This window comes from Streptomyces sp. NPDC002680 (assembly GCF_042889145.1).
GTDB classification, from domain to species: Bacteria; Actinomycetota; Actinomycetes; order Streptomycetales; family Streptomycetaceae; genus Streptomyces; species Streptomyces adonidis.
Map to the genome: position 1 here is coordinate 39425 of NZ_JBIAQP010000008.1, position 18426 is coordinate 57850.

At 68.1% G+C, this 18426-nt stretch carries 18 protein-coding genes; 9 read left to right on the forward strand and 9 right to left on the reverse strand.

Going from position 1 to position 18426, the window contains the following annotated elements:
- Positions 1-16 precede the first annotated feature (16 nt).
- Together ACFYXF_RS21425 and ACFYXF_RS21430 are read left to right on the forward strand one after the other, a co-directional pair.
- Positions 17-145, forward strand: coding sequence for a hypothetical protein (locus ACFYXF_RS21425; protein WP_389351305.1), 129 nt, complete (start codon positions 17-19; stop codon positions 143-145).
- Between the two features lie 85 nt (positions 146-230).
- On the forward strand, positions 231-2009 hold the full coding sequence (locus ACFYXF_RS21430; protein WP_389351307.1) for an ABC transporter ATP-binding protein: 1779 nt from the start codon (positions 231-233) through the stop codon (positions 2007-2009).
- On the opposite strand, the gene ACFYXF_RS21435 is transcribed toward ACFYXF_RS21430, so the two are convergent.
- Positions 1967-2689 carry a response regulator transcription factor gene (locus ACFYXF_RS21435; RefSeq protein WP_389351309.1) on the reverse strand — a complete coding sequence of 241 codons (723 nt, stop codon included), beginning with the start codon at positions 2687-2689 and terminating at the stop codon, positions 1967-1969. The two genes, ACFYXF_RS21430 and ACFYXF_RS21435, sit on opposite strands and share 43 nt — an antisense overlap.
- A 171-nt stretch (positions 2690-2860) precedes the next feature.
- Positions 2861-4966: a pectinesterase family protein gene (locus ACFYXF_RS21440; RefSeq protein WP_389351311.1), complete on the reverse strand. Its 2106-nt coding sequence runs from the start codon at positions 4964-4966 to the stop codon at positions 2861-2863.
- Positions 4967-5117: 151 nt separating this feature from the next.
- On the opposite strand from ACFYXF_RS21440, the gene ACFYXF_RS21445 reads away from it, so the two are divergent.
- Positions 5118-6095 (forward strand): AraC family transcriptional regulator, encoded by a 978-nt coding sequence (locus ACFYXF_RS21445; protein WP_389351313.1) that lies wholly within the window; start codon positions 5118-5120, stop codon positions 6093-6095.
- A 158-nt stretch (positions 6096-6253) separates the two neighbouring features.
- On the opposite strand, the gene ACFYXF_RS21450 is transcribed toward ACFYXF_RS21445, so the two are convergent.
- Positions 6254-6526: a hypothetical protein gene (locus ACFYXF_RS21450; RefSeq protein ID WP_389351314.1), complete on the reverse strand. Its 273-nt coding sequence runs from the start codon at positions 6524-6526 to the stop codon at positions 6254-6256.
- A 137-nt stretch (positions 6527-6663) separates the two neighbouring features.
- On the opposite strand from ACFYXF_RS21450, the gene ACFYXF_RS21455 reads away from it, so the two are divergent.
- The 6 genes from ACFYXF_RS21455 (at position 6664) to ACFYXF_RS21480 (ending at position 12205) form a co-directional block, all read left to right on the forward strand.
- Positions 6664-7476 (forward strand): helix-turn-helix domain-containing protein, encoded by an 813-nt coding sequence (locus tag ACFYXF_RS21455; protein ID WP_389351316.1) that lies wholly within the window; start codon positions 6664-6666, stop codon positions 7474-7476.
- Positions 7473-7694 carry a DUF397 domain-containing protein gene (locus ACFYXF_RS21460; RefSeq protein ID WP_389351317.1) on the forward strand — a complete coding sequence of 74 codons (222 nt, stop codon included), beginning with the start codon at positions 7473-7475 and terminating at the stop codon, positions 7692-7694. Before ACFYXF_RS21455 ends, ACFYXF_RS21460 begins: the two co-directional genes overlap by 4 nt.
- 60 nt (positions 7695-7754) lie before the next feature.
- Positions 7755-9431 carry an Eco57I restriction-modification methylase domain-containing protein gene (locus ACFYXF_RS21465; protein ID WP_389351319.1) on the forward strand — a complete coding sequence of 559 codons (1677 nt, stop codon included), beginning with the start codon at positions 7755-7757 and terminating at the stop codon, positions 9429-9431.
- 12 nt (positions 9432-9443) lie between these two features.
- On the forward strand, positions 9444-10244 hold the full coding sequence (locus tag ACFYXF_RS21470; protein WP_389351321.1) for a PaeR7I family type II restriction endonuclease: 801 nt from the start codon (positions 9444-9446) through the stop codon (positions 10242-10244).
- A 362-nt stretch (positions 10245-10606) separates the two neighbouring features.
- Entirely contained in the window at positions 10607-10957 is a 351-nt protein-coding gene (locus ACFYXF_RS21475) for a hypothetical protein (RefSeq protein ID WP_389351323.1), read from the forward strand.
- Between the two features lie 369 nt (positions 10958-11326).
- Entirely contained in the window at positions 11327-12205 is an 879-nt protein-coding gene (locus ACFYXF_RS21480) for an ATP-grasp domain-containing protein (RefSeq protein WP_389351325.1), read from the forward strand.
- Positions 12206-12530: 325 nt separating this feature from the next.
- Here the strand turns inward: ACFYXF_RS21480 and ACFYXF_RS21485 are convergent, their stop codons facing one another.
- From ACFYXF_RS21485 to ACFYXF_RS21510, 6 genes are all read right to left on the reverse strand, one after another.
- The gene (locus tag ACFYXF_RS21485; RefSeq protein WP_389351326.1) at positions 12531-13994 is read right to left on the reverse strand and encodes an ATP-binding protein; all 1464 of its coding nucleotides are present in this window, start codon (positions 13992-13994) and stop codon (positions 12531-12533) included.
- Positions 13991-14728, reverse strand: coding sequence for a response regulator transcription factor (locus ACFYXF_RS21490; RefSeq protein ID WP_389351328.1), 738 nt, complete (start codon positions 14726-14728; stop codon positions 13991-13993). Before ACFYXF_RS21490 ends, ACFYXF_RS21485 begins: the two co-directional genes overlap by 4 nt.
- 81 nt (positions 14729-14809) lie before the next feature.
- Entirely contained in the window at positions 14810-15007 is a 198-nt protein-coding gene (locus ACFYXF_RS21495) for a hypothetical protein (protein WP_389351330.1), read from the reverse strand.
- A 50-nt stretch (positions 15008-15057) separates the two neighbouring features.
- Positions 15058-16278 (reverse strand): trypsin-like peptidase domain-containing protein, encoded by a 1221-nt coding sequence (locus ACFYXF_RS21500; RefSeq protein WP_389351332.1) that lies wholly within the window; start codon positions 16276-16278, stop codon positions 15058-15060.
- Between the two features lie 131 nt (positions 16279-16409).
- Positions 16410-17435, reverse strand: a complete 1026-nt coding sequence (locus ACFYXF_RS21505; RefSeq protein WP_389351334.1) for a LacI family DNA-binding transcriptional regulator — start codon at positions 17433-17435, stop codon at positions 16410-16412.
- Positions 17436-17575: 140 nt separating this feature from the next.
- Positions 17576-18379, reverse strand: a complete 804-nt coding sequence (locus tag ACFYXF_RS21510; protein ID WP_389351336.1) for a response regulator transcription factor — start codon at positions 18377-18379, stop codon at positions 17576-17578.
- Between the last annotated feature and the right edge of the window lie 47 nt (positions 18380-18426).

Here is an 18426-nt window from a genome sequence, read left to right on the forward strand (position 1 = left end):
CCGGGAGGGAATTCCTATGAGCTTCCACAAGATTGTCCCCGTCAAGAAGGCCGCCAAGCCCGCCGCCCCCGCGCCGAAGAAGAAGACGCCGAAGAAGCCGGCTCCCAAGAAGGTGCAGCGTCGCCCGGTCGGACACCAGGGCTGAGACCCGCCATGAGGCGGGGTCACCGGAGGACGAGCGCATCGTCCCGGTGGCCCCGCCTCAGGCATGTGAGGAAAGGAAGTCGACCATGAGGGAAGTCCGCGAGGCCTTCCGCCGGTTCTGGCCGCTGACGCGCGGCGACCGGAAGTGGCTGGTGGCGATCGTCGCGTGCGTGGTGGTGTCCGCGCTGGCCGAGACCGCCGCGATCCTGCTGTTCGCGGAGCTGACGGACAACGCCCTTGAGGCCGGTTCCCTCTCCGCCTTCTGGGGCCCGGCCGGCGCCTGGCTGGCCGTCGCCGTGCTCGGCGCGCTCGTCGGATACGCGGGCAACTCGCTCGCGACCTGGACCGCCGAGAGATTCGTGCTGCGGCTCCGGGCCGGTGTCTTCCGGCACGTCCAGGATCTGCCGCCCGACTTCTTCCAGAAGCACCGCCAGGGCGACCTGGTGGAGCGTCTGACGGGAGACGTCGAGGCCATCGAACAGATGGTCGTGTCGGGTGTCGTCGGTACCGTCTCCGCCGCCTTCTCCGCCGTCTTCTACTCCGCTGCCGCCCTCTGGCTGCGCTGGGACCTGGCCCTCGTCACCTTCTTCCTGGCCCCCCTCTTCCTCCTCGCCGCCCGCCGCTTCGCGAGCCGCATCAGGACGGCGAGCCAGGACGAGCGGGTCGCCGACGGCGCGATCACCTCGGTGGTGGAGGAGTCGCTCGGCAACATCGTCCTCACCCAGGCCTACAACCGCCGCCGCGACGAGGAGAAGCGCCTCGACCGCGAGGCCCGCGCCTGGATGCGGGCGAGTGTGCGCGGGGCGCGGCTGAGCGAGATGTACGAGCAGTTCGTCGAGGTCGTCGAGACGCTGTGCGTGCTGACGGTGATCGGGCTCGGTGTGTGGGAGATCTCCGCCGGGCGTATGTCCCTGGGCGCGCTCCTCGCCTTCGCCGCCTTCGTCGGCTACCTCTATCCGCCGATCCGCAGCCTCGGCCAGCTCGGTCTGACCCTGACGGCGGCGACCGCGGGCGCGGAACGCCTCGGCGAGCTGCTCGACGCCGAGCCGGCGGTGACGGATCCGACGGAAGCCGTCCCGGAATGGCCGGTGCGCGGCTGGGTCAGCGTGCACGGCGCCTCCTTCACCTACCCCGGCACGGACCGCGAGTCGTTGCGCGAGGTGACCTTCACGGCCGCTCCCGGCGAGCTGGTCCTCATCACCGGAGCGAGCGGCGCCGGGAAGTCGACCCTGTCGAAACTCCTCACCCGCTTCTACGACCCCACAGCGGGCGTGATCTGCCTGGACGGCGTCCCGCTGACCGACGTACCCCTCACCTTCCTGCGCGAGAACGTGGCCCTGCTGCCGCAGGAGACGCTGATCCTGCACGGCTCGATCCGCGAGAACATCGAGTGCGGGCGGCCCGGCGCGAGCGACGCGGAGATCGAGGCGGCGGCCCGGGCGGCCGACGCCCACGACTTCGTCGCCGCGCTCCCGGACGGGTACGGCACGCGGATCGCCCCCGGTACGGCCACGCTCTCCGGCGGGCAACTGCAACGGATCGCCATCGCGCGGGCCATGCTGCGCGCCGCGCCCGTCCTGGTCCTCGACGAGCCGACGGCCGGCCTGGACTCGATCGCCGCCCGCCGGATCGTCCCGGCGCTGCGCCGGCTGATGACGGGCCGTACGACCATCATGATCACCCACGATCTGAGCCTCGCCCCGGACGCGGACCGCATCCTGGTCGTCGACGGGGGCCGCCTCGCGGAGACGGGCACGCACGACGAACTGATGGCGCGGGGCGGGGTGTACGCGCGGCTGGCGTCACCGTCCCTGGAGGCCGCCTACCGTTCGGAGGAGACGCTGACGTTGGCCCTGAGGGTGTAGCCCAGCCCTCGTACGGTGTGGATGAGCCGGGGTTCGCCCCGGCTCTCCAGTTTGCGGCGCAGGTACATGACGTACACGTCGAGGGTGTTGGAGGTGGGCTCGAAGTCGAAGCCCCAGACGTCCTTGAGGATCTGCATGCGCCCGAGGACCAGGCCGGGCCGCCGCAGCAGGTATTCGAGGAGGGCGAACTCGGTCTTGGTGAGGTCGAGCCGGCGGTCGGCGCGGGTGACGGTACGGGTCCGCGGGTCCAGGTGGACGTCCTCGAAGCGGAGGCCCGCGAGCGGTGAGGGCGGGGGCACGCGTTGAGGGCTCCGGCGCAGTAACGCCCGTACGCGCGCGAGGAGTTCCTCGATGGCGAAGGGCTTCATCAGGTAGTCGTCGGCGCCGTTGTCGAGGGCGACGATCCGGTCCCCGACGGCGTTCCGTCCGGTGATCATCAGGATCGGGATCGTGCACCCGGAGGCCCGTAGCCGCCGGGTGGCGGCGAGCCCGTCGAGGCCCGGCATGGTGACGTCCATGAGCACGAGGTCGGGTGCGGTGTCCGGTGCGGACACATAGGCGAGGGCCGCGCGGCCGTCCCCGGCGAGGACGGTCTCGTACCCCTCGAACCGGAGCACCCGGTCGAGCCCTTCACGTACGGCCGAGTCGTCGTCGGCCAGCAGGATCTTCCGCGCAACCATCCGTACAACGTGGTGCTACGGGCTGTGGTGGGCCTGGGAAAGGGGTGTGGAGGGGCTGGGGAGGTGGGGCGTGCGCGGTGTGGTGGTGGGGCCGGGGAGCGGGGCACCGACGTGCGCTCCCTTGGGCGTCGGTGCCCCGCTCCCCGGCCGGTTCTCAGGGGTGTACGACGGTCAGCCGGCCGTCGGCGTCCAGTCGCCCAGCCAGTCGGCGACCTCCTGGCCGGTGGCCTGGGCGTCGGTCAGCTGCGGACGGTTGGCGCTCGCGGCGCCCGAGCCCGCGCCGGTGTTCTTGTACTCGGCGAAGCGGTCGTCCTTCCAGGAGAAGCCGCCCATGTCGGACCAGGGGGTCGCGGTCTTGATGCCGGCGCCGAGGGTGGAGTTGCGGACCGTGGTCTGCGGGTCGAGGGCGGCGTCGCCGCCGGCGTGCCAGTTCCGGCCGAGGAAGAAGGTGCCCGAGGCCACATCACCGTTGACGGTGGTGCTGTTGATCAGGATGCCCTTGCGGTTGGCAGGGGTGCTCGGGGCGGTGATGTAGCCGCCCGAGGTGCCGTCCCAGCGCTTCTTCAGCGTGATGACGGACCTGTCGACCACGACCGTGCCCCGGCCGAAGATGAAGTCGACGTTGCCCGTGATGTAGGAGTTGGTGATGTAGACGCGGCCGAGGGTGTCCTTGCCGGCGGTCTCCAACTCCAGGGTGTCCTGGTCGCCGTTGACGATGAGACTGTCGAGGACGACCTTGTCGGCACCGGTGCGCAGGGCGACGGCCTGGTGACCGGTCTGGCTCTGGTTCTTGGCCTCGTCGAAGTCGTTGGTGACGGTGAGATTGCGGACCTGGGAGTCGTCGGACTCGACGGCGAGGGTCGCGCTGCCGGGGGTGCCGTAGCCGCCGGAGCCGTCGGACTTGGGGGTGCCGGCGGAGTTGCCGTACACGATGACCGTGTCCTTGCGGCTGCCGCCGGTGCCTTGGATGGTGACGTGCGGCTTGTTCGACGGCACCTTCACGACCTCGCGGTACGTGCCCGGCTTGACGGAGATCAGGACGCGGGAGGCGTTGTTGGCGGGTACGGCGTTCACGGCGGCCTGGACGGTCTTGTACTGGCCGGAGCCGTCGGCGGCGACGGTGAGCGTGGTCGCGGCGGCGGCGGTTGTCGTCGCGGTCGTCGCCTTCGCCACCGAACTCCGGGGCCCCACACCGGACTTGAGGAGCGCGGGCACGTCGGCGGCCTTGTCCAGGGTGTAGGTGTAGTACTTCTTCGGGTCCCAGGCGGCGCCGGACCCCCCGCTCTCGTTCTTGCCGGTGGTCCCCGAGAAGACGTTGCCGCGCTGGACGAGGGTGGCGGTCGCGTCACGGACGACGGGGTTGGTCATGCCCTGGAAGTAGGAGTTCTCCAGCACCATGTTGGTCTTGCCGCGGGAGTAGTTCCCGTACGAGGACTTGATGGTGGTGCCGGCCTCGTCTTCCAGGTAGTTGTTGTAGAGGTGCGCGTGGGCCACGTTGTCGGTGGACGGGTTGCGCTGCTCGGTCTCACGGATCCAGTTGTGGTGGATGGTGATGTCGGCGGTGGTGTTCTCGGTCCACCCGATGCCGAAGGCCTTGTTCTCCTGGCTCAGCTTGTTCCAGGAGACGGTGAGGTAAGTGGTGTCCTTGCGGCTGTCGATGAGCCCGTCGGCCATGTGCCGTAGATCGTTGTGATCGATCCACACGTGATGTGCACCATCCATCTGGATGGCGTCGAAGTCGTGCTCCTTGTCGTTCCAGACACCCTGGTACGCGTCCCGGATCGTCAGGTTCCGGATAATGACGTTGTGGACACCCTGCCCGAGGAAGAAGCCACCGCCGACGATCTGCCCGGAGGTCCCGGCGCCGATGATGGTCTTGTCGGACTGGACCTTGATCTCTTTCCCGACGGGGTCCATGTTGATGGTGGCGGCGACGACGATGATGTACGGCTCGGCCGCGGTCGCGTACTTCTCCAGGTCGGCGAGCGTCTTCACGGTGACGGTCTGGCCGTCCCGGCCGCCGTAAGTCCCGTTCTGCCCGATGGCGTTGACCGAGGCGAAGCCGTTGGCGACGTCGGTGACACCCGCGAGCGCGGAGCCGGCGGCGGTCGCGGCGGAGGCCTTCGGCTGCGCGTCCGCACCGAACGCGCCGAGGACGCCGCCGTAGGCCATGGCTCCGGCGGAGGCCAGGGCCAGCGGTACGCCGACGACCAGGGCGGTTCTGCGCCGGCGGTGACGGCTGCGGCTACGGGGCGGCTTGCTGCGGGTTGCGCTCACGACGGCTTCCGATCGAGTGAGGGGTTAACTGGAGGGGGCATGACGTCACTTGGCTGTCGCAGCCGGGGGCGGAAAGGTTGCCGTACTGCGGCGAAGAAGATCGGGACCGGGATCGGAGACCGGGGACGGAGATCGGACGGAGGGGGGCGGAATGATCGGGACGGTGTTCCGTACGGACGACGTACCTGCGGAGGACAGGTTCGACTACTGGCAGGAACTGGTCGGCCGGACGCGCTCCAGTGCGCTCGTCAGCGCCCATGCCGCCGAATTCTGGGCGGAGCAGCGGCTGTTGGAGCTGGGTCCGGTGGTCGTGAGCCAGATGTCGTTCAAGCCGACGCGTTACCGACGGACTCCGAAACTGGTGCGCCAGTCCGACCCCGAGCTGTACCACCTGACGCTGCTGATCGACGGCGGCCTGGCACTCGACCACGCCGGGCGCGAAAGCACGTACACGTCACGTGACCTGCACCTGGCCGACAGCTCGCGGCCGTACGACGTCAGGTCGGCGGACGACCGGCAGGGCGGTGTCGTGACGGGGATGGCCGTGGACTTCCCCAAGACGCTGCTGCCGCTGCCGCCGCACCGGGTAGGGGAGTTGCTGGGCCGGAACCTGCCGGGGAGGGAGGGGGTCGGTGCGCTGCTCGCGGACTTCGTCGTCGGCCTGGACCGCCAGGCCGACACGCTCCAGCCGTCCGACGCGCCCCGCCTGGGCACGGTGGTCCTCGACCTGCTGTCGGCGTGGTTCGCGCAACTCCTCGAAGCGGAGGCCGAGTTGTCGCCGGAGACCCGAGGACGGGCCACGGCGACCCAGATCCAGGCCTTCATCCGCCAGAACCTCCACGACCCGGAACTGACCCCGCCGGTGATAGCGACCGCCCACAACATCTCGCTCAGCTACCTCCACCGCATCTTCCAGCAGCAGGCGGGCGGCGAGACGGTGGCGGCGTGGATCCGGCGCCGACGCCTGGAGAACGCGCACCGGGACTTGGCGGAGGCCTCCCTGCGCGGCACACCGATCCACGTGATCGCGGCCCGCTGGGGCTACCAGCGCCCGTCGGACTTCACAAGGGCGTTCCGCGCCGAGTACGGGATGTCACCGAGGGAACACAGACAACAGAGGCTGTCCTGAGGGGAGTAGACGCAGGGCCAAGAAAGTGTGCACCGACTGCGAACGACAAGGGCAAGCCATCCAGGCATTGTTGATCTCGCAACGGGGGAAATCTCGGTCGCGGAGCGGAACCTCTGCTCGGCTCCGCGACCGAGGAACCCGGTATCGGGTACTGGGTATCACCACTCCGCGGGGATCCGCCCACCCCGGCTGACCGCGATCCGCAGGACGTCAGCGAGTGACTCGGCGGCCCGCGTGAGCCCGAAACGTACGGCCCGCTCCCCCGCCTTGGGGTCATCGAGCAAGGCCCGCGCCCCCATCAAGACCTGCTCCCCGGAGTCCAGTTGGGCTGCCTCGATGTCATCGGCGAGGAGAGAGAGCCGGCTGAGACCGCTGTCGGTGCTGAGGTAACAGGGTTTGCCTTCGGGGGTGGTCCAGGGGAGTAGACGCATGAGTGCCGGTTGCCCTTCGGTGGGGGAGGCTGTGACGAGCGGCGATTACCGTTCGTATCTCGATCGTCACTGCTTCGGCGTACGCTGCGGAAGGGGGTGGGCGTTGCCGGGGGGCCTGGGCAATGGCGAGGAGCGAGATGGGCGAACAGGTTGATTCGGGGCGGGCGGTGCTCGGGCGCACGCTCAAGTTCCTGCGCGAGAAGGCGGGAAAGTCACTCGGCCAACTGTCCGAGGAGACCGGCTACGACAAGAGCTACCTGTCCCGGCTGGAGTCGGGCGAGCGCCTGTCCAAGGTGACGGTCATGGAGGACTTGGACACCTATTACGCGGCCGGTGACCTGCTGGTGAGTCACTGGCGGGTGGCTCGGCTGGACGCGTTCAAGGACCAGTACAAGAGGTTCATGGGGCTGGAGGCGACGGCGCGGATCATGCGGAAGTTCACGCCGGGCGTGCCCGGACTCCTGCAGACCGAGGACTTCGCACGGGAGGTGTTGTCCGGGCCCCAGACAACGCCTGGGGGCGAGGAGCTGGTCGAGGAGCAGGTGGCGGCGCGGATCGGACGGCAGTACCTGCTGCGGCGGAAGCCAGAGCCCAACGTCCGCATCATCATGGACGAGTACGCGTTCCGGCGGCCTGCGGCTCTCGCCAAGACCTGGACAGATCAACTGCTCCACATCGAGGCCGCCGCGATGTGGCCCAACGTGACGCTTCAGGTGCTGCCTTTCTCCGCTGGAGCCCACCACCACATGAGCGCGTCATTGACGCTGCTGTGGCAGGAGGACGGAAGTGCTGTCGCCTACACGGAAGGCAACACCCGGGGCGAGTTGACCGAGGAACCGGACGAGGTCCTGCGGCACCGACTGTCCTACGATCGGCTCAGGGACCTGTCGTTGTCCCCGTCGGACTCGCTTGCGTTCGTCAAGGGCGTACTGGAGGAACACAGACCATGAAGAACACCCCCGACCTTGGCACCGCTGCGTGGCGCAAGTCGTCCTACAGCGACGGGGGGGACAACAACTGCGTCGAGGTCGCCGACGGTTACGTGGGCCTGGTTCCGGTGCGGGACAGCAAGGTCCCGCACGGTCCAGCCTTGATCTTCGGCACTGGCGCGTGGGCGTCGTTCGTGGCGGCGCGGGGCGAGCGGGAGACCAGCCCGGAAAGTTATTAACCGACTACGCTCTGTGGATAGAAACGGGGCCTGCGGAGGCAGGGGCGGTACTGTCCTCGCGTGGCAACTATCGCGCTGTTCGGCACCGACGACCTCACCCTTCCCGAGTCTCTGCAAGAGGCCGTGGAGCACGGCGAGGTGTTCACACGTGCCTGGGTTGTCGAGCTCATTCTGGATCTTCTCGGCTATACCGATGACAAGGATCTGTGCGATCTGCGGCTTGTGGAACCTGCTTGCGGCGGCGGCGCGTTCTTGGCAGTCGTCGCTTCCCGAATCAGCGCGTCATGCCGAGCGCACAAGCGCCCGATCTTGGAAGCGATCGACGCTGTACGAGCCTTCGACCTCCTGAACCGCAATGTTGAGCAGAGCCGGTCTGTGGTCGTGGCAAGACTGCGGCAGGACGGCTGGGGTCCCGATGACGCAGAGACGGTGGCAGCGGCGTGGGTGACGCAGGGGGACTATCTGCTTCAGTCGGATGACGAGCATCGTGCCGACTACGTCGTCGGCAACCCCCCGTACATCCGGCTCGAAGACGTACCTGACGACCGTATGGCGGCCTACCGGAGCGCCTGTTCTGCCATGGGTGGTCGAGCCGACATCTACATCGGTTTCTACGAGGTCGCGCTGCGGAGCCTCAACCGCGGTGGCCGGCTTGGCTTCATCTGCGCCGACCGCTGGATGAGGAACCAGTATGGGAGGCGGCTGAGGCAGCTGGTGACCAAGGACTTCAGCATGGACCTTGCTCTCGTCATGCATGACGTCGATGCCTTTGAGGATCAGGTTTCGGCCTATCCCGCGATCACGGTCATCTCGAACAGGGATCAGGGCGAAGCCGTTGCCGCGGACACCAGTCGGTCCTTCGGGGCCCAGCAAGCCCGAGACTTCGCTGCCTGGTACCTGGCCGATGGACCGGAGTCGATCACCACGACCGGCTTTCAGGCCGCCCGCATGTCTCACTGGTTCCCTGACGAGGACTCGTGGCCGGCCGCGTCACCGGCGAGGCTGGCAATGCTTGAGGACCTGACCGAGCGATTCCGGCTGTTGGAGGACCCCCGGACTGGAACCAGGGTGGGGATCGGCATCGCGACCGGTGCGGACAAGGTCTTCCTCACCAAGGACGAGGACCTGGTCGAGGAGGACCGGCTGCTGCCCATGGCGATGGTCCGCGACACCACCGACGGCACCATCGACTGGAGCGGCACATGGCTGGTGAACCCATGGACCGCCGGCGGTGAGCTGGTCGACCTCGCCGCGTACCCGCGCCTCGCCACCTATTTCGAACAGCACAGCGAGGCGCTGCGTAGGCGGTACGTCGCGGTCAAGCAGCCCGAACGCTGGTACAAGACCATTGACAAGGTCGATCACCGGCTTACGCGCCGACAGAAGCTTCTGTTTCCGGACATGAAGCTGAGAATCCATCCAGTCCTTGACGAAGGCGGCCTGTACCCTCACCACAACCTGTACTTCATCGTCTCGGATGTCTGGGACATGCGTGTACTCGGTGGCCTGTTGCTGTCCAAGGTCGCAGAGGCGTTCGTGGAGGCGTACGCGGTCAAGATGCGTGGGGGAACCCTTCGTTTCCAGGCCCAGTACCTACGTAAGATTCGTGTCCCCGATCCGGAGTCGATCAGCGAGAGCGACCGGGTCGCTCTGGCGGAGGCTTTCGACAAGAGAGACGTGAAGGCAGCGACAGACGCCGCACTGCGTGTCTACGGGCTTGCCGGGCTTCCCGACTAGGAGCAGAGCGTCTTGGCAGTCGACCGGCAGGACTTCGAACGAGCGGTTGCCGCGTACTGGGGAGTCAAGAACACCCAGAACGAGAAGTCGACGCTGAAGGGCGCGGTGGGCGCCGGGACCGCCGGCAAGGTCAGGGGTGGTCAGCACTTCGATCCGATCGCCGAGCTTCTCCGCCAGTTCTTCCTCGACGCGAAGTTCCCTGTCGGCTCTATCCGCGTGAAGGTGAGCGACCGACTGGAACTGCCGGGCTTCTACCGTGCTTCGAAGAGATGGGATGTGGTCGTCACCTACGAGGAGACCCTGGTGGCGGCCTTTGAACTGAAGGCGCTCGGCGGACCGTCGTTCGGAAACAATTTCAACAACCGAGTCGAGGAAGCCCTCGGTAGCGCTGTGGACGTTCGGCGGGCCAGGCTGGCGGAGCTCTACCCGGGCGAGAGGCCGTGGCTCGGCTACTTCTTCATCATGGAGGACGCGCCTGGCTCCCGGTATCCGGTCGCCCTCGACCAGGGAGCGTTCCCTATCCCGGACGTCTGGCTTGCCGACTGCTGTTCGGCGACCGGAGGTAAGCCGTGCGGTCTGCCGAATCGAAAGAAGCTGCACGGGAAGTCGTATCAGGAACGGTTCGGGATTTTCTGCGAGCGACTCGTTGAAGAACAGTTGTACGACGCAGCCTGCTTCGTCACCTCTTCTGCTGAGGACCCCACTCCGAAGGAACTGTTCCCCAAACTCGACTGGCAGCACTTCTCCGCTGCCATAGCAGGCCGGATCGCCTATCTCCAAGGTCTGGGCATTCCCAAGACCGAGGCTTCCTGACCCCTGAACTGGCCCAGCGGAAGGCTTCGCAGGGCCCTGCGCCCTGTCCTCGGCACCTTCCTGCGGCCCGCCCGCTGGTCTTCTCGGCCGACCACTGGGCGGTGTTCGTGGAGTGGGTCAAAGGTGAGGCCGAAGTGAACACCATCGAGTGAAGAAGACGGGTATCAGGGCCGGAAGGGGAGTGGCCCGGTCACGGTGACGTCATGGGAGAGAACACGATCAACGACCCCTTGGCGACGCAGCCGCTCACCGCTGATCCGCCCGACCGGGGGGTCGGACGTGCCAGTGCGCGGACAGACCGCGCGGGGACGGTGAGCGCGGCCATGGTCGTAGACACAACGCGTGGAAAGAGGGAATCGGTCATGGCTGCCCACGCTGCGGAGACCGTTGCGGTCGTCCCTCCCATGCCCGAGCGGACTCCGAAGGCGCTGCGCCAGGCCATCGCCCAGCACACGCCCGAACTCCTCCCTGACTTCGACGAGCACTGGAAGTGGGCGATCGCCGACGCATACGACGTCGGTCCGGTGCCGGCGTTCATGGCTCGCTGGTGGGGTCAGTACGCCATCGCCCGCGACCCCGAGCTGGACACGCATGTCCGCGGCCTCGAACACCGAGCCGCGTACGAGTGCACCGACATCGCCGAAGCCAAAGCCCTCCTTGAAGAGGCGGCGAAGATTCACTACCGGGTTCGGGAACTGGAGCCCGGTGAGTGACTGATGGGTTGAGGGGGTCGCCTTGGCACGCGATTGGCGGATCGATGCGCTAGTCACCTTCGAGACAAGAGCTACTTGACCCGACTGGAGTCGGGGGACGCGTTGAGGTAGCAACCGGTACGAGACATACAGCCAACTGAGGAGAGGGATGTGTGTCTTATGGTCCTGGACCAGCAGGGCCAGCCGGTGGAGGATCCGCCGGTTCCTTCGCGGCTTCCTGGCCTGCGGTCATTCCGCGGGCAGTGTCCGCAGCTACGGCCTTCGACCTGCACCGATGGCGGCGCTTTCTTTTCTGCACATGGCAGGATGCCGTGCCTGGCAGCGCGAAACCCGTGGCCCGAGAGCTGGAGGCTCCGTAGCGTGTCGGTCATGCCGACGCCTGTCCTGTACTGCCGTGATTCGTTGAACCCTCGACGCGTAGACGAACACTTTGCGCTGGAAGCTCGGGAGGTCCGCGCCTGTGGCGGGCCAGTAGGGCTGATCGACCACGACGCGCTGTTGCAGGGCGACGCGCAGCAGGCAGTTGCACAAGTTCCTGCTGGGCTGGGAAGCGCGTGGTACCGAGGCTGGATGATTCCCAGCGATCGATACGCCGCGTTGGCTGAGGCCCTGAGCCGACGTGGCACCAAGCTGCTCGTGACACCGGAGCAATACCGTACCGCTCACGAACTGCCAGGCTGGTATGCAACGTTCGTCGACATCACGCCCGCGAGCGTGTGGCGTCCCACGAAGCCCGGTGAGATGCTGACCGCCGACGACCTGGCTGCTCTCGCCGAGCCCCTGCTGCCTGGCTCGGGAATCGTGAAGGACTACGTCAAATCACGCAAGCACGAGTGGGAGCAGGCGTGCTTCATTCCCGATCTCGCCGACGCCGTGGAGCTGACGCGGGTCGTGCAGCGCTTTGTTGAGTTGCAGGAGGCGTTCCTGGCTGGTGGGATCGTTCTCCGCGCCTTCGAGGCGTTCTCGCGGCTTGAGTCCGTCGCGGCTGAAGTGCGCGTCTGGTGGCTCGATGGTGAACCCAGGCTGCTGACGCCCCATCCGGATAGCCCGTTTGGGCGCGGGCCGGTGCCTAACCTTGATCACATCGGGCCTGCAGTGCGGCGCCTAGGATGCCGGTTCGTCACAACTGACGTGGCCCTTCGCTTGGACGGGGTGTGGCGGGTCGTCGAAGCCGGTGACGGCCAAGTCAGTGATCTGCACCAGTCGAGCAGCCGAGGCGAGTTGGCCGCACTGCTGGTTGGTCCGTAGCACGTACGCTCCGTCCCCTCACCAAGTCAAGTGGTGTGCGTCGGGCCTTGACCGGCTCGTGGGCTAGAGCCAGTCGTCTGTGTCGCGGTGGCGGCCTCGACGTAGGCCACCGGTCCTGTCTCCGAGCAACGCGGTCAGCAGACGATCAACGCGCATCACAAACCTGCTGGAGCCGTTCTGGGCGGAGGCGCGGCTGCGCTACAACCCGAAGCTGCCTCGGCAGCGGCCCCGGGCGATGCCGTCTACAGCTTCGAACGGCGCGTCCAGGATCCGCAGATCCTGGTGTACGAGCTCTTCTGGCAGGAAGCCGACGCGATCGAGTTCCCTACACCGTCTCCGGCGGCGGAGTGGGCGCCCCCGGCAGCCGCACCGTAGCCACCGTCCCGCCCCCCTCCGCCCGGGCCAACGTGACCTCGCCCCCCGCCTGCTGCACCGTACGCGCCACGATCGACAGACCCAGGCCAGAACCCGGCAGGGCGCGCGCTGAAGGTGAGCGCCAGAAGCGGTCGAAGACGTGGGGGATCTCGTCGGCGGGGATGCCGGGGCCGTGGTCTCGGACCGTCAGGGTGCCCCCCGTGAGCTGGACCTCGATCGTGCCGCCCTCGGGGCTGAACTTCACCGCGTTGTCGAGGATGTTGACCACCGCTCGCTCCAGAGCGGAGGGTTCCGCGCGGACGAACCACGGTTGGATGTCCGCCGTGATCGTCAGTTCCGGGCCGCGCAGGCGGGCTCGGCGCAGGGCGGATTCGACTGTGTCCTCCAGGGCCACCACCTGGACGCGTTCGCCCCGCTGGCCCTCCGAGCGGGAGAGTTCCTGCAAGTCGCCGATCAGGGCGGCCAGTTCGGTCATCTGGGCCTTCACCGAGGCGAGCAGCGCCTTGCGGTCCGCCTCGGGGATGGGGCGGCCCGTCTCCTCGCTGCGGGTCAGCAGCTCGATGTTCGTGCGGAGGGAGGTCAGGGGGGTGCGGAGTTCGTGGCCCGCGTCCGCGATCAACTGCTGTTGCAGTTCGCGGGAGTTGGCCAGGGCCGAGGTCATCGAGTTGAAGGAGTGGGAGAGGCGGGCGACCTCGTCCGCGCTCTCCTCGTTCACCGGGATGCGGACCGTCAAGTCCTCGGTGCGGGCCACGTGTTCGACGGCTTCGGTGAGTTTGTCGACGGGGCGGAGAGCTGCTCGGGCCACCGCGAGGCCTGCGACGCCGGCGCCCACGACTCCGATGCCGGAGACGAGGAGGAGCAGCAGCGCAAGTTCGTTGAGCGTCGACTGGGTGCTCTTCAGCGGGACGGCGACCGACAGGGCGGCGCCTTCGTAGATCTGCGGCTGAGTGCCGGGACCCTGCGAGATGATCAGGGGGGTCGTCAGCACGCGTACGGCGTTGCCGTCGTCGTCGGTTCCGTTGCGGAAGATCCCGTTTCCGCTGGCCGCGTTCTTGACGACGGTCTTGTCGCTGTCGGTGACCTTGATCATGCCTTCGGAGGTCAGCGAGACGCAGGCCGTTCCGTCGGTCTTGACCAGCTGGAGATAGTAGGTGTCCCGGGCGCGGAAGTCGTTGTTGGTCTCGATCGGTGTCTGGGTGCAGTTGCTGAGGGCCTCCACGACCTCGGTGTACTGCTGAGGCCGGGCCGTCGCCTTCTGCAGGTCGTTGTCCACCTCGTCGTACAGCTTTCCCTGCACGATGAACCAGCACGTCACCGACACCGCCGCCACCGCGAATGCCACCGCCGCGGCGACCAGCATCGAGAGCCGGGCCCGGATCGGCAGCGAGCGGAACCGGCGTACCACTCTGCTCATTCCGCGCCGCCCTGACGCAGCACATACCCCACGCCCCGCACCGTGTGCACGAGGCGGGGCTCGCCGCCCGCCTCCGTCTTGCGGCGGAGATACATGACGTACACGTCGAGGGAGTTGGAGGACGGTTCGAAGTCGAAGCCCCAGACCGCCTTCAGGATCTGCTCGCGGGTGAGGACCTGGCGCGGGTGGGCCAGGAACATCTCCAGGAGGGTGAACTCCGTGCGGGTCAGTTCCACCGCGCGGCCGGCGCGGGTCACCTCGCGTGTCGCGAGGTCCATGCGCAGGTCGGCGAAGGTCAGCGCCTCGTCCTCCGGGATGCTGCCCGCCACCGCGGCGGCCGCATATGAGCTGCGGCGCAACAACGCCCGTACGCGGGCGAACAACTCGTCCAGTTCGAAGGGCTTGACCAGGTAGTCGTCCGCACCCGCGTCCAGGCCGGTCACCCGGTCGCCGACCGTGTCACGGGCCGTCAGCATCAGGATGGGCGTGGTCGTGCCCGCGCCGCGCATCCTGCGGGCCGCCGTCAGGCCGTCCATCCTCGGCATCTGGATGTCCAGGACGACCAGGTCGGGCTGGTACGCGGTCGCCTTCTCCAGGGCGTCCGCGCCGTCGACCGCGACCTCCGTGTCGTATCCCTCGAAGGCGAGGCTGCGCTGGAGTGCTTCTCGCACGGCCGGCTCGTCGTCGACGATCAGGATGCGCTGGGTGTCACGGTCGCCTTCGGCGGGGCTCATGGTCGTGGATTCCTCGGGTGCGGTGGGACGTGTCGGCGCCTTCAGCCTCGCACGTTTCCGGTCTGCTGCGGAGAAGAAGGATCAGCTCAGTGCGGGGCGGCGGCTGCGCGTCGTCGCCCTGCGGGCCGCTGCCGTACGTGTGACCGTCGCCACCTCCGGGGCCCGGACCGCCGCTGTCGGCGGGTGCAGGGCGAAGGCCACGCCGAGGGCGAGGTCCAGGGCGGCGGGGCCGGTGGCAGCCGTACCGGCGGTCAGCTTGTGCGAAACCTGCTTGATCATGACGTACCCCTCATCCATCCATCTGTTGCTGAGACGCTGTTGTCGAGATTTCAGGTGGTCGAGCCGGAGCGCAGGGTCGCCAGGTCGGACTTGACCGTGTTGATCGGGATGGCGAAGCCCAGACCCGCGCTGCCCGCGTCCGACGAGGACGAACTCGCCGAGTACATCGCGGAGTTGATGCCGATGATGTTGCCATTCATGTCGATGAGCGCGCCGCCGGAGTTGCCCGGGTTGAGGGACGCGTCCGTCTGGATGGCCTTGTACGTCGTCGTGGACGTACCGGTGTCGCCGTTGAACTCCTGGCCACCGAACTCGAACGGCCAGCCGCCACCGCTGCCGCCGCCCTGCTGTTGCTGCTGCTGGCCCTGGCTCTCCTCCGTCGCGACGGTGACGTCACGGTTGAGGGCGGACACGATGCCGCTGGTGACCGTGCCGGTCAGGCCCTCGGGGGAGCCGATCGCCACGACCTCGTCGCCGACCTGGACGCCGGCGGAGTCGCCGAGGGTCGCCGTCTTCAGACCGGAGGCGTTCTCCAGCTTGATGAGGGCCAGGTCCTTCTTGCTGTCGGTGCCGACGACCTTCGCGGTGTACGACTTGCCGTCGCTCGTCGACACCTTGATGGACGAGGCGCCGGAGATGACGTGGTTGTTGGTGATGATCTCGCCGTCGGACGTGATGATCACGCCCGAACCGGTCGACGAACCCGCGTTCGAGGTCGCGTTGATCTCGACGATGCTCGGGCTGACCGCCGCGGCGACCCCGGAGACCGTGCCCTTGGCGCTCGACGGCACCACGTTGGTGCTGGTGCTGCTGGAGGTCACGGCGGAGTCCGAGTTGGTCAGCTCCTGGATGCCGTACGCCGTTCCGCCGCCGATCGCCGCGGCGACGATCGCCACGGCCGCGAGGAGGGCGAAGGGGCCCTTCGCGCGCTTCTTGCGGGACGGGGCGGCCTCACCCTCGGGGGTGACGGCCGGGGCCTCGGCCAGGAGCGTGGCGCCGGGCGCGGCTGCGGCGGCCGCGGCGGCGGGCTGCTCGTACGTGGCCTGCTGGCCGTACGGAGTCTGCGGGGCCTGGGGCTGTACCTGCGCCGGTTCCTGGTACGCGGGCTGCTGGACCGTCGGCGGCTCGTACGCCGGCGGGGGCGGCCACTCGGGGTTCACCGGGGAGGAGGTCTGAGGAGAAGAGGCAACGGGCTGCTGGGGGTACGCGGACTGCGGCTCGTGGCCCTGGGGGGTCTCGTACTCGCCGCTGCGGCGGAAGCTCTCGGTCATGGAACAGAGCTTGTCGCCCCCGCATGAGAGCTGGCTGAGTGCTCCCTGAGAAGCCCGACAGAACCTCGTATGCCCGAAATAAAGACCCGCGCCGACTCTCTACGGACCTGCGGAAACCGCCGTTCGCGCGGCTATTCGCAGCCGCAGGAACGCCGTACGACCAACCGCGAAGGGAACTGTTTCAGCCGCTCCCGGCGGGAACCGGCCACCCGTACGCCGTCGTCGAGGACCAGGTCCACGGCCGCGCGGGCCATGCCCGAGCGGTCGGAGGCGACCGTGGTGAGCGGCGGGTCCGCCAGCGCCGCTTCCTTGATGTCGTCGAAGCCGGCCACCGCCAGCTCGCCGGGTACGTCGATCCGCAGCTCGCGGGCCGCGCGCAGCAGGCCGATCGCCTGGTCGTCGGTGGAGCAGAAGATGGCCGGGGGGCGGGTGGCCGGGTCGGCGAGGATCTCCAGGGCGGCCTTGTAGGCGTCGTACCGGTTGTACAGGACCTCGAACAGGCGGCCCTCCGTGGAGACGCCCGCCTCGTCCATCGCGCGCCGCCAGCCCTGGACGTGGTCGGAGACCGGGTCGCCGACCGCCGGGGTCTCGGCGATGCCGCCGATACAGGCGACGTACTCGTAGCCGTGCTCCAGCAGATGGCGGACGGCGAGGTGGGCACCGCCGAGGTCGTCCGTGACGACGGCGACGTCGTCTATCGCCTCGGGGCGTTCGTGGAGGAGGACGACCCGGGCGTCCCAGGCGTCGATCTCCGCCGCCGCGTTGTCGTTGAGGGCGTGGCTGACGAGGATCAGCCCGGAGACCCGCATCCCGAGGAAGGCCCGCAGATAGTGGACCTCGCGCTCGGCGACGTAGTCGGAGTTGCCGACCAGCACCATCTTTCCGCGCTCGGACGCGGCCTGCTCGACCGCGTGCGCCATCTCCCCGAAGAAGGGCTGGCGGGCGTCCGGCACGATCAGGCCTATGAGGTCCGTGCGCCGCGATGCCATCGCCTGGGCGACTCGGTCGGGCCGGTACCCCAGTTCCTTGATCGCGGCGAGGACACGCTCGCGCGTGGCCGGGGCAACCGGCCGGGGTCCGTTGTTGATGACATAGCTGACGACGGCAGTCGACGTCCCTGCCAGTCGCGCTACATCATCCCTAGTCACCTTGGCCACGCGCGGAGTCTACGCGGATGGACCCGCTCTGGGCAGGGCGTGAGGACTTCGTTACCACCCACCCGGAGCGCGGACCATGCCGTGCGCCGTCGACCGGACGCCGGCCCACCATCAACCGGCTACCGACCGACTACCGGCGGTCACGCCTCGGCGGTGACCTCGGCCGACGCCTCGACGGCGTCCAGGGCCGCCGTGTCGCCCGTACCGCCCACGTCCTCCGACTTCGCGAGGGCCGCGGCCTTGGCCTTCGCCTCGTCGCTCGCGCGGTCGCCCTTCTCGGGCGTAACGAATCGATAACCGACGTTCCGGACGGTCCCGATCAGCGACTCGTGCTCGGGGCCGAGCTTCGCGCGCAGCCGTCGTACGTGCACGTCGACCGTGCGGGTGCCACCGAAGTAGTCGTAGCCCCAGACCTCCTGGAGGAGCTGCGCGCGCGTGAAGACGCGGCCCGGGTGCTGGGCGAGGTACTTCAGCAGCTCGAACTCCTTGAAGGTGAGGTCGAGGACCCGGCCCTTCAGCTTCGCGCTGTACGTCGCCTCGTCGACCGAGAGGTCGCCGTTGCGGATCTCCATGGGGGAGTCGTCGTTGACGATCTGCTGCCGGCCCATGGCCAGTCTCAGTCGCGCCTCGACCTCGGCCGGACCGGCCGTGTCGAGCAGTACGTCGTCGATGCCCCAGTCGGCGGTGACGGCCGCGAGGCCGCCCTCGGTGACGACGAGGATCAGCGGACAGCCGGGTCCGGTGGAGCGGAGGAGCTGACACAGGCTGCGCACCTGGGGCAGATCACGCCTGCCGTCGATCAGGATGACGTCGGCACCGGGGGTGTCGACGAGAGCGGGTCCCTCGGCCGGAGCCACGCGCACGTTGTGCAGCAGCAGGCCGAGGGCCGGAAGCACCTCGGTCGACGGCTGAAGGGCATTGGTCAGGAGCAGCAGAGAACTCATACGTCTGGTTCCTCCTCGGTCCCTGCGAGGACGTTTGCGGCACTGCG